Here is a 14,999-nt window from a genome sequence, read left to right as displayed (position 1 = left end):
GCAGGGAGAATCGCCGCATGACCGATCAGGACACGCACTTCGTGTTGGAGCGCCTCCTGCGGCTGCGGGACCGGCGTGAACCGTTGGTCGCGCAGGTCGCCGAATGGGTCGGTGCCGGCATCATCGAGGGGCGGCTGGAGCCCGGGCAGGACCTCAACAGCGTGGAGCTGTCACGCCGGTTCGACACCAGCCGTACGCCCGTCCGCGAGGCGCTGATGCTCCTCGAACAGGAGGGCCTGGTCGAGATGAAGGCGCGCCGCCGGCCCCGGGTCGCCGCGCCCTCCCTGCAGGACATCCGGGACATCTACCAGGTGCACAAGAACCTCCTGGCGATGCTCGCGGGCCTGCTGGTCGAGCGCGCCACCGACGAGGAGCTGGCCGAACTGCGCACCAGGGTCGGGCGGATGCGGAAGCTGGCCGACGACGGTGACGTGGACGCGTACTTCTGGAGCCATGTGCTGCTCCAGGAGCGCATGACCGAGATCGTCGGCAACGCCACGCTGAAGCAGATCCTCGCCTCGCTCGCCCTGCGCACGCTGATGCTGCGCCACCTGAGCCTGACCCGCGTCGGCCGCCTCGCCTACAGCGTCGACGACCAGGAACGGCTGTTGCAGGCCTGTGAGGAGCGTGACGGGGAGCTGGCGTCGGCGCTGATCGCGGGGGCGACGGTGCGCGCGTTGCGGGCGGTGGAGGAACAGCTGGAGCAGGACGCGGCCCGCAGCCGCAAGCCTGTGCGCAGGCGGCGCGCGGCGTCCTGACCCGCTCGGTCCGCGCCATGCTCATCGGCGTGGTCACTTGGCGAGCACTCCGCCGTCGACCGGGAAGTTGCCGCCCGTCACCCACGCCGACTCGTCCGACGCCAGATAGACCGCGCACCAGGCGATGTCCTCAGGCGTCCCCACCCGCCCGAGGGGAATCCGGGCGAGCAGCGCCTCGCGGGCCGCACCCTCGTGGGCCCCGGCCGACTCGGTGGCGGGCGTACGGACCATGCTCGCTTGGTGCCGGCACAGCCTCGCTCTGACCCTGCAGATCGTCAACGCACCGACGACATGGATGGTCCGTGGTCCTCCCGAGACGCTGGGTGGCAGAGCGCACGTTCGCCTGCTTGAAGAACTCCCGCCGTCTGGCCGTGAGTACGAGACTCTGACCGCTTCCAGCGAGGCGATGATGCGGTGGTCGATGGTCACGCGGACGGGCCGGCGTCTGGCGCGGCCACGGGCCCCGGCCGGCGCTGAACATTCCCGACGTCTCCTGCAGGAGCCACCCGCGCTCCGGACGGATACGCCGACCTCGCCGTCGCTGACAAGACCGAGAAGGTGGGCAAGCGGGTCGCGCGCAGGGCGCCGTGACCATCGTGTGGGGATCCAAGTCCGGCCTTTCGTCCAGCGCGACCCGGCTGCCCCTCAAGTCGCCGCGCGCCGAAATGAAGTTCGGCTGATCCCTCGTGGCCGGTGACTTCAACGGCGACGGCAAGCCGGACCTGGCGGTCACCAACCTCGACACCGTGTACGTCTACCGGGGCGGCTTCGCCAAGTCCGGCGCCACGCCACCGGCAAGGTCACCGGACACCGGCCGAGCCGGAGTGTGACCGAGGTGTTCCAGCCGACCGGACCCGTCGCCGGGAAGGTCACCAAGGACAAGACCACTGACCTGTATGTCCTTGGTCAAGGCGAGAAGAACGGCCGTATGACGCAGACCGCGTAGTTCCTGCGCGGCGGCGCCACGATGAAGGCGGGCACGTTCACGACGTATGACAAGTCCTCCGCGAATTGGGAACCGTCGGGCGTCATCGCGGACTTCGACGTAATGGGCCGGGTAGGTGCCCTGCGGGGAACTTTCCTGCGGGTCGCTGACCTGGTCTTTTGGCGATTGGTGGCGATTGGTGGCGATTGGTGGCGATGGGGTGCGACGGTCTTGAGCGGGTGTCTTGCGGACTGTGTGCGGACTGCCGGTCAGTGACTCCGGCAGTCCTGTCACCCTTCCTAGGGCCTGGGCTCTTTGGGGATCACTATGCCTCAGGGCTCCCGAGTCCGAGGAGCACTTCAGGCAGCTCCCTTAAGCCGCCACCCTGTCGCACTCGACCTGCGCTTGGACATGCAGCTCGTACTACCGGACGCGGTAGCCCGCGAGATCGAGCGCGCGGCCCTGATCCTGACCCGAGTCAGCGCCCGCCCGTACGGCACCGCGGCGTGGGGCGCGTACCACCAGCGGTTCTACGAGCGGTACGGCATCGGCACGATGGTGCCACTCCAGGAAGTCGTCGCGGACAGCGGCGTCGGCTACCCCGACGGCTACCCGGGCACTCCACCCGGCGCCCGTCGGCCGCGCGTCTCCGCTCGGGATGACACCCTCGTACGGCTGGCGCAGGCCGCCGCGCTCGACGGCCGCGACGAGGCGGTCCTCACCGACGAGTTGATCGACGCCCTGGACGTAGGGCCCGACGAACCCCGCGTGCCACCGCACCTGGAGGTCGGGGTACGGGTCCACGCGACCAGCGTGCGCGAGTTGCAGCGCGGGCGCTTCCGGCTGGAGGTCGTGAGCGTGTCTCGCGGCGCCGGAGTCTCCACAGGCCGGTTCCTGAGCGTCCTGGCCCCCGCCGACCGGGAGGTCCTGGCCGCCGAGTTGGCTGACCCTCCGACCGCCGACAGCAACACCGTGCCCGCGCAGCTCTCCTTCCCGCCGCTCCTGTCCGAGAGCACCCACGTCACGCGCGCCCCGCAAGTCCTGCCCACCCTGATCAGCCTCCAGGAACACCGAGCCCACGACGACGACGTCCTGACACCTGACGACCTGGCGGTGGGCTGCGACGACCGCCGCATGTACCTCGCCGCCCCCGAGCGCGGCCAGCGCATCGAGGCCGTCGGGATGCACGCGCTGAACCTCCACACGCACACTCCGCCGCTGGTGCGATTCCTCACCGAGTTGTCCCGCGCTCAATGCGCGCAGGTCACCGCGTTCGACTGGGGCGCCGCAGCGGCGATGCCGTTCCTGCCGCGCCTGCGCTGCGGGCGCACGGTGCTCGCCCCGGCCCGCTGGCGGCTGGAGGCGCCCGAGCTGCCTGGCCGCGCATGCCCTCGGGCCGAATGGGACGCCGCCCTCGCCGACTGGCGGGACCGGCGGCGGCTATCTCGGCGGGTCTACCTCGTGGAGGACGACCGGCGCCTCCTCCTCGACCTCGACCAGGCCGGCCACCGCACGCTGCTGCGCCACCACTTCGACCGAGTGGGCCTGGCCGTGCTCGTCGAGGCCGCGGAACCGGAGGCGTTCGGCTGGTGCGACGGTCGCGCCCACGAGGTAGTAGTGCCGCTCAAGGCGAGCCGGCCGCCGGCGTGGCCGACGCTGCCCGCCCCCACCCCGGCCCGAGCCCTCTCCACGGCCCAGATGCAGACCCCGGCCGCCTCGTGTGTGCTACTGGCCACCCTGTACGGAGACGCTCGCCGCCAGGACACCCTGCTCTCCCGCCACCTGCCCGATCTCCTCGAACGGCTCGGTGACCCGCCCTGGTGGTTCATCCGCTTCCGCGACCCTGAGCACCACCTGCGCCTGCGCATCGCCCTCCCCACCCCGGAGGCATTCGCCGAGACCCCCCGAACAGTGAGCGCGTGGGCCGACGAGCTGCGCGGCGCCAGCCTGCTGGCGGACCTGCGTTATCCCACCTCCTACCGGGAGATGGGCCGCTGGGGCTCAGGCGCCGCATGGGACGCGGCCGAGGAAGTGTTCCGGGCGGACTCGCACGCCATCCTGGCCCAGCTCTTCCAGCCGCGACGCCCACAGGAACGCACGCTGGTGGCCGCCCACACCGTCTCTATCGCCTCCGCGTTCCTCGGCAGCACCCATGCCGGAATGCGCTGGCTCATCGACCACATCCCGCCCACAGCCCCCGCGCCTGTACCGCGCCCGCAGTTCACCGACGCCGTACGCCTCGCTGACCCAGGCAACGACTGGGCGGCATTGCGCGGCGCCCCAGGAGGAGCGGCCATCGTGTCGGCGTGGGCCGATCGCGACGCGGCGCTCGCCGCCTACCGGCGGCACCTGCCAGGGCCCCACACAGGGCATCGCCCTCGACAACGTTCGGACTCGGTTGCCCGCCTGTCCTGGGGGAGCCACGGGGTGACAAAGCGGTGCATGCGGGGCACGACGTCCTGAGAGACCGGAACCGTCTCGGCGATATCCACGTCGCCGGTGCGCAGCGCGTTCGTACGGGCAGTGCCGTCGGATATGAACTTTGCGTCGATATCAGAGACTTGGGCCCTGCCGCTCCAGTGATCATCGAAGCGGTCGAGGGTCGCCGTGGTGGTGCCGGTGGGCCTGGTGAATTCGAGGGGGCCCGTGGCGGCGCCGACCGGACTGACGGTGTCCTTCTTCTCGTACGCCTTGGCGGACAGTACCGCGAGGCCGGAACTCGACAGCCGCAGCGGCATCGCGGGATCGGGGTCGGCGGTGCTGACCCTCACCTGCTGGCCTCCCACCGCTTTCGCCGTGATCGTGACGCCCGAGAGCGCGGCCGGCACGGGCTTCGCCCCCGAGGCATGGGTCAGGGCGGCGGCAACGGCGGAGGGGGTGACGTCGGTGCCGTCCTGGAAGGTCGCCTCGCGCAGCGTGAACAGCCAACTCCTGTCGCTCTCCCGCTTCCAGGACTCGGCGAGCGCGGGTGCCGCACTGCCGTTGGCGTCCAGCCCGGTCAGCTCCTCCGTCACGCCGAGCCGGCTCCGCAGGGTGGCGTGGGCACCGTGCGGGGGAAGTTCTCGGTGGGAGGGAATGGGGAGCGAACCCGTCGCAACTGCGCCGTCTCGCCCGACGGGTAGCGCTCGGCGAGGCGGCGCAGATTCGGGGGGCCGGACCCCGGGAGTCCAGCGCCGCCGTCGCGACGGCAGCGCCGTCCCGCTCGCCGACCGCGACCAGGGTGTGCCGCGCGCGTACGAGATAGGCGGCGCGCAGGTCGATGATGTCGCGGTGCCGGCGCGGGACGTACCCGTATCGAAGTCGCGGTGGAGGGTGGCGAGCAACATGGCACGTGCGCCGTCCAGATCATCGGGGCGGCGGATTCGATGCAGTATTTTTGCACCTGCGCAATAGCTGCATCAAGGGTGGCGGTCTGCGGCACGCAGACACAGGTCGGGAACTCCACCAGAAGCATCTACTCGGCCACGTTCGAAGCGCGCGCCGTCACCGCGTTGACGATTCTTATCTCTAACGGGCGAAAACTGCACGCAATGTCCCCGGCCCGCCTGTGCCCCCTCTAAACAGGAGCACATGAACGAGAAGCACGAGGTGGCCGAGCCTGCCTCCGCCCTGTCCCGACGCCGCTTCACCCGGGCCGCCGGAACCGTCACCGCCGCGACCGGACTGCTCGCCACGGCGGCGCTTCCGCAGACGGCCGCCGCGCGGCCATCCGCCGGACAGACCGCCGGACAGACCGCCGGCTGGGACACCTGCCTCGCAGTCGCCCGCGCACTCATGGTCGTGGACGCCGCCGACCGTCCACTGGTACCCCGCTACGCCGACATCCTCCACGGAGGGGGCCTCCCCAGAGCCCGCACCGCCGGCGCCAAGAGCGTCCTGGTGCTGGGAGCCGGCCCCGCCGGCCTGGTCACCGCCTGGCTGCTGAAGAAGGCCGGACACCACGTGACCGTCCTGGAGGCCAACGGCAACCGCGCAGGCGGCCGGATCAAGACCTTCCGCACCGGCGGCCACGAGAAGGCGGCCCAGCCCTTCGCCGATCCCCAGCTGTACGCCGAAGCCGGAGCCATGCGCATCCCCGGCAGTCACCCCCTCGTCATCGGACTCATCGACAAACTCGGCCTGAAGCGGCGCCTGTTCCACTACGTGGACGTGGATCGGGACGGCCATCCGGCCAACCGCACCTGGATCCACGTCAACGGTTTACGGATGCGCAAGGCCGACTACGCCAAAAACCCGCGCAGGATGAACCGGTCGTTCGGCGTGCCGCGCACTCACTGGGACACACCCGCCGCGACGATCCTGCGCCGGGCGCTGGACCCGGTCCGCGACGAGTTCAGCACGGTCGGCCCTGACGGGAAACGGGTCAACAAGCCGCTGCCGGAGTGCGTGCGGGGCTGGGCACGCGTCATCCAGCGGTTCGGCGACTGGTCGATGTACCGCTTCCTGACCGAGCACGCGAAGTTCGACGAACGCACCGTCGACCTCATCGGCACTCTCGAAAACCTCACCTCCCGTCAGCCGCTGTCCTTCCTCCACAGCTTCATGGGTTCGTCCCTGATCAGCCCCGACACCGCTTTCTGGGAACTCGAAGGGGGAACGGCCGTCCTTGCGGACGCCCTGCTCGACAAGGTGCGCGACCAGGTCCGCTTCGACCGCCGGGTGACCCACATCGAGTACTGGGACCCCGACCGCCCCGGTCAGACGCGGCACGTACGCGGTGAAGGCCCCCACGTCTGGGTCGACACCGTCTCCGAAGGGCGCGACGGCAAGGTGGTGCGCGAGCAGTTCACCGCCGACTTCGCCGTCGTCACGGTGCCGTTCTCCGGGCTGCGGCACGTTCAGGTCAACCCGATGATGTCGTACACCAAGCGCCGCGCCGTCACCGAACTCCACTACGACAGTGCCACCAAGGTCCTGCTCGAGTTCAGCCGCCGCTGGTGGGAGTTCGGCGAGGACGACTGGAAACGAGAACTGAACGCGGTACGCACTGGGCTCTACGACGACTATCGCCGTGGCACTGCGGCGGCGGACGGCAGCCTGCTCGGCGCGCATCCGTCCGTTCCCGCCGGCCACATCTCCGACGCCCAGCGGGTCCACTTCGCCGCTCATCGCTGGACGTCACGCGAGCAGCCGGAGGCGGCCGCCGTCATCGGCGGCGGGTCCGTCTCCGACAATCCCAACCGCTTCATGTTCAATCCCTCGCACCCCGTCCCCGGCAGCGACGGTGGCGTCGTGCTGGCCTCGTACAGCTGGGCGGACGACGCCCAGCGCTGGGACTCCCTGGACGACGACGCGCGCTACCCGTACGCCCTCGGGGGCCTGCAACAGGTCTACGGGCAGCGCATCGAGGTCTTCTACACAGGGGTCGGCCGTACCCAGAGCTGGCTGCGCGACCCGTATGCCTACGGGGAGGCGTCGGTGCTCCTGCCCGGCCAGCACACCGAGTTGGTGCAGACGATCCGCCACGTCGAGGGCCCCCTTCATTTCGCCGGCGACCACACATCCATCAAACCCGCGTGGATCGAGGGCGCGCTGGAGTCCGCGGTCCGCGCCGCCCTGGAAGTGCAGCGGGCCTGACGCCACCGCCGCGCGGGGGCATGCAGTAGCAGGTGTGGTCGAACCGTCATGCGTAGAGGTGAGGCGCGGCTGCCCACCGCGTCGGCACGACGGCGGACGGGTAATCGATCTCGTGCCGGTGGCGTCTCCCGCCCCGGCTCGGTCAACAGCGGGCGCACCAACAGTGAATTCCCGGCCCTCGCCCCTCCGCGGGCAACGGCCGGGGTTCCTGTCGACCGTCCCCGCGTTCGTCATTCTGGGAGATGGGTGTGGCGAAGCACATGGTGGCTGTTAGGGGGCGTGTGCGGTACTGGTTCGACAGCGTCGTCGCACGTGGCACACCGGCGCTCATCGGCTGGCTGGCTCTGGTGTGCCTCGTCGTCGTGATTCCGGCGAGTGCGGGGCTGGTGTGGGCGGACCGGCACTCCCCCACCACCGCCTCCGGCCGGCTCACCGCGGTGTGGAAGACCGTCGGCCAAACACTCAAGATCGGCGGCGAGGTGGGCTCTCCCGCCTACGTCCTGCTCTCTGTGCTGCTCGCCCTGGTGGCCCTGCTGTTCGTGTCGGCTCTCGTCGGTCTGATCACAACCGGGATGAGTGAGCGGATCATGGCGTTGCGGCTCGGCCGCTCGATGGTCCTCGAGGAGCGGCACACCGTGCTGCTGGGCTGGTCGGACCAGGTTTTCCCGATCATCTCGGAACTGGTGGCCGCCAATGCCAACCGGCGCGGGGCTGTCGTGGCCGTCCTCTCCGATATGGACAAACCGGAGATGGAGGACCAGATCAACACCCAGGTCGGCAGGAGGGACACCACCCGGATCATCTGCCGCAACGGGTCTGTCACCGACCCGGCCGAGCTCGCCCGGGTCAGTCCGCACACCGCGCGGGCCGTACTGATCCTCTCGCCCGGCGGCGAGGGCGGGGACGCCCTGGTGATCAAGACGCTGCTGGCCCTCGATGCGGCGGTGCCCGACCGGGGCTCGACCACGGTGGTGGCCGCGGTCCGCGACACCCGTCACCACGCAGCCGCCTCACTGGCCGCCGGACGCGGCGGCCGAGTCCTCAACATCGACGACATCACGGCCCGGCTCATCGTGCAGACCTCACGCCAGCCCGGCCTGTCTTTGGTGTACCAGGAGTTGCTCGACTTCGCCGGCAACGAGTTCTACACCGTGGCCGAACCTGCCCTCGTCGACCGCCCCTTCGGCGAGGCGCTGCTCGCGTACGCCACGAGTTCGGTCGTCGGGCTCCTGCACCCTGACGACACCGTCGAGCTCAACCCTCCGATGGAGACGCCGATCGCAGCCGACGACCGGCTCGTCCTGATCACCGAGGACGACGACACCGCGTTCCGCGCCGACGGCCCCCTGCCCGTCGACGAGAACGTCATCGCCACCGCGCTCGCCCGGCAGCCGTCCACCGCCCGGCTGCTCATGCTGGGATGGAACCGGCGGGCCTCCATGATTGTCACCCAGCTCGACGCCTACGTGTCAAAAGGCTCCCGCCTCGACATCGTGTCCCCGGAGTCCGAGTCGACCGCGCAGACGGTGCAGGACTGCGGTGCGCGGACGCGCCACCTCGACATCAGCCTCCACAACGGCGACACCACTGAGCCGCGGATCCTCCACGACCTTGACATCCCCTCGTATGATGCGGTGATCATCCTCGGCTACGACGGTCCCGGCCCCACGGAAGCCGTCGGCCCGGACGACCGGACGCTGGTCACGCTCCTGCATCTGCGCGCCTTGGAACAGGCCACAGGAGGTGAACTGCCCCTCGTCACCGAGATGCAGGACGACCGGAACCGTCTGCTCGCCCCGGTGCGAGACGGCGCCGACTTCATCGTCAGCGGCCGCCTGATCAGCCTTCTCATGACCCAGATCGCCGAAAACCGGCACCTGGCCACGCTGTTCGATGACCTCTTCACCGCCCACGGCAACGGGATCCACCTCAAACCCGCAACCGACTACGTCCGTTCAGGGCACGAGGTCACCTTCGCCACGGTCGTCGAATCGGCCCGCCGTCGCCGCCACTGCGCCATTGGTTACCGCCTGGCCTCCGGGGCGGCGACGGGCCCGGCGTACGGCGTCCACATCAACCCGGACAAGCGCGAACGGATCCAGCTCGGCGACGGCGACTGCGTGATCGTGGTCGCGGAAAACCAACCCCCGCTCCCGACGGCGGAGCTTGCCCCCAACTCGGCCACCGAGGCCGGCCGCCTGGCGGGCCCGCGTATTCCCCCGGCGCCGTAGATCGACGTCCGTACCGCCTTCGAGTCGTATCGTCATCTGGCAAGGGCCCTGGCGGACGCCTTCCGTCCCTCGCGACCGGCAAGTCCGCCCGGGCCCGCCAAGGGTCTGTATCGCGGTCAGACTGCCCGGCGAACCCGAGAGTGTCGTTAGCGGTGCATCCTCGGTTGGCTTGGCGATGCGTCTACTCGGGAGTCCAGTAAGCCTTGTGCCGGTAGGCACGGGGCGGTACGCCGTGGGTGGTGCGGAAGGCACGAGTGAAGTCGGCGGCGCGAGCGAAGCCCCAGCGCGTGGCGATGGCGTGAATAGGCATGGTGCGCATGGCGGGCTCTGTGAGGTCACGGCAGGCACGTTCCAGACGCTGGCGGGGCGGTTCAGCCCGCTACACGCGCTGATCGACCACCGCACCAAGATGATCTCCGGCTACGAAAATCTTGCCAGAGCCCAGATCCCACCTACAAAGCCAGGGAAGTGATGACACACCCATCATGACAGGTCAGAAAGTATTTGCGTAGGACGAACGGCACAGGTCACCAGGCTTGTTGGGCCCTCTCTGAGACACCCAGAATCTCCGTTATGAATCATTCGGGGAAAGTCGATGAGGACGACATTGTGCGGGCGCGGAATGTACTGCTCGCGTCGGGACGCCGCACTCCACGTGAGGAAGTCGGCGCCTACCGGGTGCTCGCCCAGGTCAGCCCCGCCTCCTACCTGCCCCGCCTGGTCGAAGCCCTGCAACGCCTGAGTTACGACTCCGGCTCCGGCGAACGGCATGCAGCCTGTCTCGCGCTGCGCGAGGAGGCGGTGGCCGCGGCGCGGGCCATCGATCCGGCCGAACCTGCCCGTGCGGATCTTCTGTACGGGGCACTCGACACGTGCCAGAGAGCGCTGTACGCCCTGGGCCGACGCGCCGAAGGGCTCGCCATGCGCGCCGAGATGCTCGCCATCGGCCGTGCGCAGGCCGAACTATCCGGAGACCCCGCGGTCAGGGGTCTGCGTGACTGGGCTGCCGGTCTCTCCGAGGAAGGCCGCTATGCCGAGGCTGCCGATGCCCTGACCGAGTGGGTCGCGGCGATCCTGCCCAACGGGCCCGGCGAGGGGGCGCTCGCCTGGTCACTCCTGGAGTGGATCGCCACTCTCCATGACGCCGGCCGGTCCAGCGAAGCACTCGCCGCGTTCGAGACACTCGTCAGCATGGAAGCGGTCGAGGCCGCGAACGACCGCGGCCCGATGGCCTGCCATCTCTACTCGCTGATCGGGTACGCACAGATGCTCGACACCTGCGGCCGAGGCGAGCAGGCGGCCGTACGGCAAGAGGCACTCGCCTTGCTGACGGAGTTGGCCGCCACCGGCGAGCGCAAGACCTGGAGTGGCTATCAGGCATCCTATTGGGCGGTTCTGCTGTCCTTCTCCGGCGCCGACAGCGAGCGGCTGACGTCCAGTGGACCGCGTCCGCCTTCGGGGACGACGCCCATGCAGTGGTCCCCCGATGCCCAGCGGCGCTACTTCGACAGCCGTATCACTCTGCGCGAAGAGGTGGACACGCTTGCTTCGCGAGCCGCTGAAGATCCGGACCAACACCTGGCCGAACTGGTCCGGCTGCACCGGGTCCTCACCGTCCGCTCCGCTGTCTATTGGGAACACCACACCCAGTTCGCGGAGCGAGTGCGCTCCCTGTTCGATGACGGAGTGGGCCTGGCCCGCCAGCTGTCCCAGCACCACCCAGCAGACGGAATCCCAACACTGGCCCAGGTCCTGATAGACCGATCGACCTTCCACACCGCCGCTGGCGAGTTCGGGTCCGCCCTTGATGACTTCTGCCAAGCCCTGAGATACCTGGGGGAGGCCAACTAACGCGAGTCAGCCGACGTCCGCATCAGACTCGTGCGCACGAGCAGCTTGCGCCAGGCTGAGGAAGACCGGCCCCTATTCCGCAACATCCAATAGCCGGGGTTACCTACCAGTAGTGGGGCCTTGACCCGGCGGCCGGCCGGTGAAGGCACGCAGGGCCAGCTCGATCCTGATTTCCTCGCTGTCCAGGACCGACTGCAGTCGGCGCAGGACGATGTCGTCGATGACGCGCTGGTCGCGCAGCCGGATCAGGGCGCTGCGTTTGACGCCGATCAGGGTGCGGCGCAGTTCGAGCCCGGTCCGCACGGCGGGCCCGGTGTCGGGCGGTCCCGCGTCCTCGGCGGCGTACTGGCGCAGTTCGCTGCGGATGGCGTCGGTGGTCTCCGGCGGCGTATCCAGGCGGTCGGCGTAGTCGGGAAGGGCTTCCAGCGCGGCTGTGACGATCTGGTGATGGGCGCGGCGTTCCTCGGTGGTCTCGTCGGGATCGCCGCGCGGTCCGGCCCAGCGGATCACCGCGGGCATGGTCGTGCCCTGGACGACCAGCGTGACCAGGATGACGGCCACGGCGGTGAAGACCAGCAGGCCATGTCCCTCAAGCGGCCGGCCCGCGGCCGTGGTGGTCGGGACACCGAGGGCGGCCGCCAGCGACACGGCCCCGCGCACCCCGCTCCAGGCGACGGGGAATCTTTCCCGGGCCCCGGAGCGCAGCGTGCGCTGGACCGGGCGGCGGTCGACGGCGCGGAGCAGGTAGGGCACCGAGTACAGCCACAGCAGGCGCGTGGCGATCACCACGCCGCCTACCAGCGACGCGGTGACCACGGCGTGTCCCAGGGAGACGGAGCCGATGGCGCTCACGATGGCGGGTGTCTGGATGCCGACCAGGACGAACAGGGCACTGTTGAGGATGAAGGTGCCCACTTCCCAGAAGCCGGTGATCTGCACTCTGGCGCCCGCGCTGATCACCTTGGGGCCTGCCTGGCTGAGGACGAGACCGCAGGTGACCACCGCGAGGACGCCGGAGACGCCCAGCACTTGCGCGGGCAGGTAGGTGGCGAACGGCGTGAGCACGGCCAGGGCGCTTTCCAGCACACGGTCACGCAACCGCCTGTGCAGTGCCACCACGACGCCGGCGCAGGCGGCGCCGATCGCGACACCGCCCGCGTAGGCCGACAGAAAGCGTGCGGCGGTGCCCGACCAGGTGACGGCCTGTCCCTGAACGGCGACCCCGACGACCACCGCGTAGAGGGCAAGTGCGGTGCCGTCGTTGATCAGGCTCTCCGCCCGGAGGACGGTCTGGATCCGGCGGGGCAGGAGCCGGGCGACCGCCTGCACGGCGATGGCGTCGGTGGGTGCGACGACGGCGCCCAGGACGAAGGCGAGCGGCCAGGAGAGGCCCAGCGCGTGCCCCACCCCGGCCACGGCGGCGGCGGTGGCCAGCACCAGGCCGGTTGAGAGCAGCACGATTCCGCGCAGATTCGTCCGGATCTCGCGGAGCGAGGTGGTCAGCGACTCCCAGTGGAGCAGGGGTGGCAGGAAGAGCAGCAGAACGACCGGGGGCGGCAGGACCAGCGTGCGGAACTCGGGGGTGAGACCGATCAGGCAGCCACCCGCCACCAGCAGGACCGGCTCGTTCCAGCGCAGGCGGCGGGCCAGCCACGTCATGGCCAGCACGGCCGCGAGAATGACCGCGATGACTTCCAGGCCCCGCATGCGGGCTCTCCTTCCCGATGGGGCAGGCCCCCCTTTCCCCGGTGGTTCAGCCCTGGGCGAGTTCGGTCAGGGCGTCGAGACGGGTGGGCGTCCAGCCGAGCTCGCGGCGCGCCCGGGCGCCGCTGAACTGCTGGTCGAGGGCGAACGCCTCGGCGATCGGGCCCATCCGCCGTACGGCCTCCTCGACGGTCAGCGACTCGATCCGGTCCGGGCATCCGGCGGCGTGGCTGAGGGCCCGGGTGACGTCCGCCAGCGGAAGGTTCTGGCCGCCGACCCCGGCGTAGACGGAACCGGCCGGGGCGTTCAGGGCCAGGACGTACAGCTCGGCGATGTCGTCGACGTGGACCAGTGCCCAGTGGTTGGAGCCGTCCCCGATGCAGGGCACGGCACCCGCGGTGCGCCCCGGCTCGACGAAGAACGACTGCGCCAGTCCGCCGGAGCGGCCGTAGACCAGCCCTGGCATCACCACCACCGGGTGCTCTCCGGTGGCGGCCCGGGCGAGCACCCGCTTCTCGTTCTCCAGCCGCCACTCGGTGATGCGCGGCGGGCTCAGCGGGGCGTCCTCGTCGACGACCCCGTCGGTGTCGCCGTACACCCACACCCCGCCCGTGTGCACATAGGGGCCGCTTCCCGCGCCGTCCTGCAGCGCGTCCGCCGCCGCGCGGTCGACGTCCGCGGTGCCCTCGGCGTAGTCCACCCCCAGGTGGATCACTCCGTCGGCCTGGCGGGCCGCCTCACGGAGGACATCGGTGTCGGTGAGCGCCCCCGCGACCGGGGTGGCACCGAGGTCCGACACGGTGCGCGCCGCGTGCTCGCTGCGCGCCAGCGCCGTCACGCCGATGCCGTGCGCGGTCAGTGCCCGGATGGTGGAGCGGCCGATGTAGCCGGAGCCGCCTGTGATGAAGATCTGCATCGCTCTCACGGTCCTTGTCGGTGGAGGAGCGGCGGGAATCTCGCCGCTCCTCCACCCTGGCCGCGTGCCGCGGTCGGCGTCCAAGACCTCTTCCGTCAGCGCTGATGCCCCCAGGGCATCAGTGCTGGGCAGCGGCGATGTCGGCGAACTCCGGGAGCAGAGGGGAGCGGCGGCCGGCACTCCAGGCAAGGCAGACCTCGCCCGGGCCGATGTCGTCGATGGGCACATGCACGACATCGGTATGGGTGTAATAGGCCGCGGTGGACAGCGGAAGGACGAGGAAGCCCCCGGACGTCGCGACGTGTTCCAGCTTCTCCTCGACGGTGGCGAACGAGGGCCGCGGCCCGGCCTCCTCGCCACCGGTCCGCTCGGGGAGGTCACGCCACTCGGGGACGGCGTCGGGGTCCTGCAGCAGCCGCTCGGGCGCCAGATCCGCGATGACGATGGACTCCTTGCCCGCCAGCCGGTGGTCCGCCGGCAGTACGGCGACGCGGGGCTCCCGGAAGAGCGGGCGCAGCTCCAGGCCGCGATGGTCGACGGGCAGCCGTACGAAGCTCACGTCGAGCAGGCCCTCGTGCACCCCTTGGACCTGGTCGCCCCAGGAAGTGCGCACCACCTGCACGCTCAGCTCGGGATGCCTGGTGGAGAAGGCGCGCACCGCGCCGGTCACGGTGATCCCGGGCATGAAGCCGACCGTGAACGCCGAAGATCCGTGGGCGGCCTGCTGGACCCGGCGGCACAGGGCCTGCGCGGTGGCCAGCAGGGGGCGCGCGTCCTCCAGCAGCTGACGGCCGGCCGCCGTCAGCTCGGTGGTCTGCTTGTTCCTGTTGAACAACTGCGCGCGCAGCTCCTGCTCCAGCGCGCGGATCTGCCGGGACAGCACCGGTTGCGTGATGTGCAGCCGCTCGGCGGCCCGGCCGAAGTGCAACTCCTCGGCCACCACCACGAAGTAGCGCATCTTGCGCAGATCGACATCCACGACCATCTCCCACCGTGCAGACGCCATGCTCCAGCCTAGTTCCTCCGGGCCGTGTCGT

Annotated in this window: 9 protein-coding genes and 4 pseudogenes; 6 read left to right on the top strand and 7 right to left on the bottom strand. The window is 70.1% G+C overall.

What is annotated here, in order from left to right; genetic code table 11:
* Positions 1-17 precede the first annotated feature (17 nt).
* On the top strand, positions 18-758 hold the full coding sequence (locus RV986_RS05760) for a GntR family transcriptional regulator (RefSeq protein WP_475916339.1): 741 nt from the start codon (positions 18-20) through the stop codon (positions 756-758).
* A 33-nt stretch (positions 759-791) separates the two neighbouring features.
* Here RV986_RS05760 and RV986_RS05755 read toward each other — a convergent pair whose 3' ends face one another.
* Complete coding sequence (locus tag RV986_RS05755; RefSeq protein ID WP_475916338.1) at positions 792-989, bottom strand: SDR family oxidoreductase; 198 nt, start codon at positions 987-989, stop codon at positions 792-794.
* A 455-nt stretch (positions 990-1,444) separates the two neighbouring features.
* Between RV986_RS05755 and RV986_RS05750 the strand changes: the two genes are divergently transcribed.
* Together RV986_RS05750 and RV986_RS05745 are read left to right on the top strand one after the other, a co-directional pair.
* Positions 1,445-1,588 (top strand): FG-GAP repeat domain-containing protein, encoded by a 144-nt coding sequence (locus tag RV986_RS05750; protein WP_475916337.1) that lies wholly within the window; start codon positions 1,445-1,447, stop codon positions 1,586-1,588.
* A gap of 467 nt (positions 1,589-2,055) precedes the next feature.
* A pseudogene (locus RV986_RS05745) lies at positions 2,056-4,084 on the top strand (lantibiotic dehydratase); the annotation flags it as partial.
* Between the two features lie 58 nt (positions 4,085-4,142).
* On the opposite strand, the pseudogene RV986_RS05740 reads toward RV986_RS05745, so the two are convergent.
* Positions 4,143-4,774: pseudogene (locus tag RV986_RS05740) on the bottom strand (ABC transporter substrate-binding protein); the annotation flags it as partial.
* A pseudogene (locus RV986_RS05735) lies at positions 4,769-5,009 on the bottom strand (GNAT family N-acetyltransferase); the annotation flags it as partial. The pseudogenes RV986_RS05740 and RV986_RS05735, both read right to left, overlap by 6 nt.
* A 244-nt stretch (positions 5,010-5,253) precedes the next feature.
* Here RV986_RS05735 and RV986_RS05730 point away from each other — a divergent pair.
* Together RV986_RS05730 and RV986_RS05725 are read left to right on the top strand one after the other, a co-directional pair.
* Complete coding sequence (locus RV986_RS05730; protein WP_475916336.1) at positions 5,254-7,260, top strand: flavin monoamine oxidase family protein; 2,007 nt, start codon at positions 5,254-5,256, stop codon at positions 7,258-7,260.
* 248 nt (positions 7,261-7,508) lie between these two features.
* Positions 7,509-9,491 carry a CASTOR/POLLUX-related putative ion channel gene (locus tag RV986_RS05725; RefSeq protein ID WP_475916335.1) on the top strand — a complete coding sequence of 661 codons (1,983 nt, stop codon included), beginning with the start codon at positions 7,509-7,511 and terminating at the stop codon, positions 9,489-9,491.
* 181 nt (positions 9,492-9,672) lie between these two features.
* On the opposite strand, the pseudogene RV986_RS05720 reads toward RV986_RS05725, so the two are convergent.
* Positions 9,673-9,852 (bottom strand): annotated as a pseudogene (locus RV986_RS05720) (helix-turn-helix domain-containing protein); the annotation flags it as partial.
* Positions 9,853-10,064: 212 nt separating this feature from the next.
* On the opposite strand from RV986_RS05720, the gene RV986_RS05715 reads away from it, so the two are divergent.
* Positions 10,065-11,342, top strand: a complete 1,278-nt coding sequence (locus RV986_RS05715) for a hypothetical protein (RefSeq protein ID WP_475916334.1) — start codon at positions 10,065-10,067, stop codon at positions 11,340-11,342.
* 99 nt (positions 11,343-11,441) lie between these two features.
* Here RV986_RS05715 and RV986_RS05710 read toward each other — a convergent pair whose 3' ends face one another.
* The 3 genes from RV986_RS05710 to RV986_RS05700 form a co-directional block, all read right to left on the bottom strand.
* Positions 11,442-13,049: a Na+/H+ antiporter gene (locus RV986_RS05710; protein WP_475916333.1), complete on the bottom strand. Its 1,608-nt coding sequence runs from the start codon at positions 13,047-13,049 to the stop codon at positions 11,442-11,444.
* 46 nt (positions 13,050-13,095) lie between these two features.
* Complete coding sequence (locus RV986_RS05705) at positions 13,096-13,962, bottom strand: NAD-dependent epimerase/dehydratase family protein (RefSeq protein WP_475916332.1); 867 nt, start codon at positions 13,960-13,962, stop codon at positions 13,096-13,098.
* A 118-nt stretch (positions 13,963-14,080) separates the two neighbouring features.
* Positions 14,081-14,968 carry a LysR family transcriptional regulator gene (locus tag RV986_RS05700; protein WP_475916331.1) on the bottom strand — a complete coding sequence of 296 codons (888 nt, stop codon included), beginning with the start codon at positions 14,966-14,968 and terminating at the stop codon, positions 14,081-14,083.
* Positions 14,969-14,999: the final 31 nt, after the last annotated feature.

The sequence above is a fragment of the Streptomyces sp. RLA012 genome (genome assembly GCF_056270325.1).
The sequence above is the reverse complement of the archived record's forward strand: the minus strand, read 5'-3'. Positions and strand labels throughout refer to the sequence as shown.

Excerpts from the sequence above, each read along its gene's own strand:
- RV986_RS05760 (WP_475916339.1), top strand. The coding sequence starts at position 18 with ATGACCGATCAGGACACGCACTTCGTGTTGGAGCGCCTCCTGCGGCTG.
- RV986_RS05755 (WP_475916338.1), bottom strand. The coding sequence starts at position 989 with ATGGTCCGTACGCCCGCCACCGAGTCGGCCGGGGCCCACGAGGGTGCG.
- RV986_RS05730 (WP_475916336.1), top strand. The coding sequence starts at position 5,254 with ATGAACGAGAAGCACGAGGTGGCCGAGCCTGCCTCCGCCCTGTCCCGA.
- RV986_RS05715 (WP_475916334.1), top strand. The coding sequence starts at position 10,065 with ATGAATCATTCGGGGAAAGTCGATGAGGACGACATTGTGCGGGCGCGG.
- RV986_RS05710 (WP_475916333.1), bottom strand. The coding sequence starts at position 13,049 with ATGCGGGGCCTGGAAGTCATCGCGGTCATTCTCGCGGCCGTGCTGGCC.
- RV986_RS05705 (WP_475916332.1), bottom strand. The coding sequence starts at position 13,962 with ATGCAGATCTTCATCACAGGCGGCTCCGGCTACATCGGCCGCTCCACC.
- RV986_RS05700 (WP_475916331.1), bottom strand. The coding sequence starts at position 14,968 with ATGGCGTCTGCACGGTGGGAGATGGTCGTGGATGTCGATCTGCGCAAG.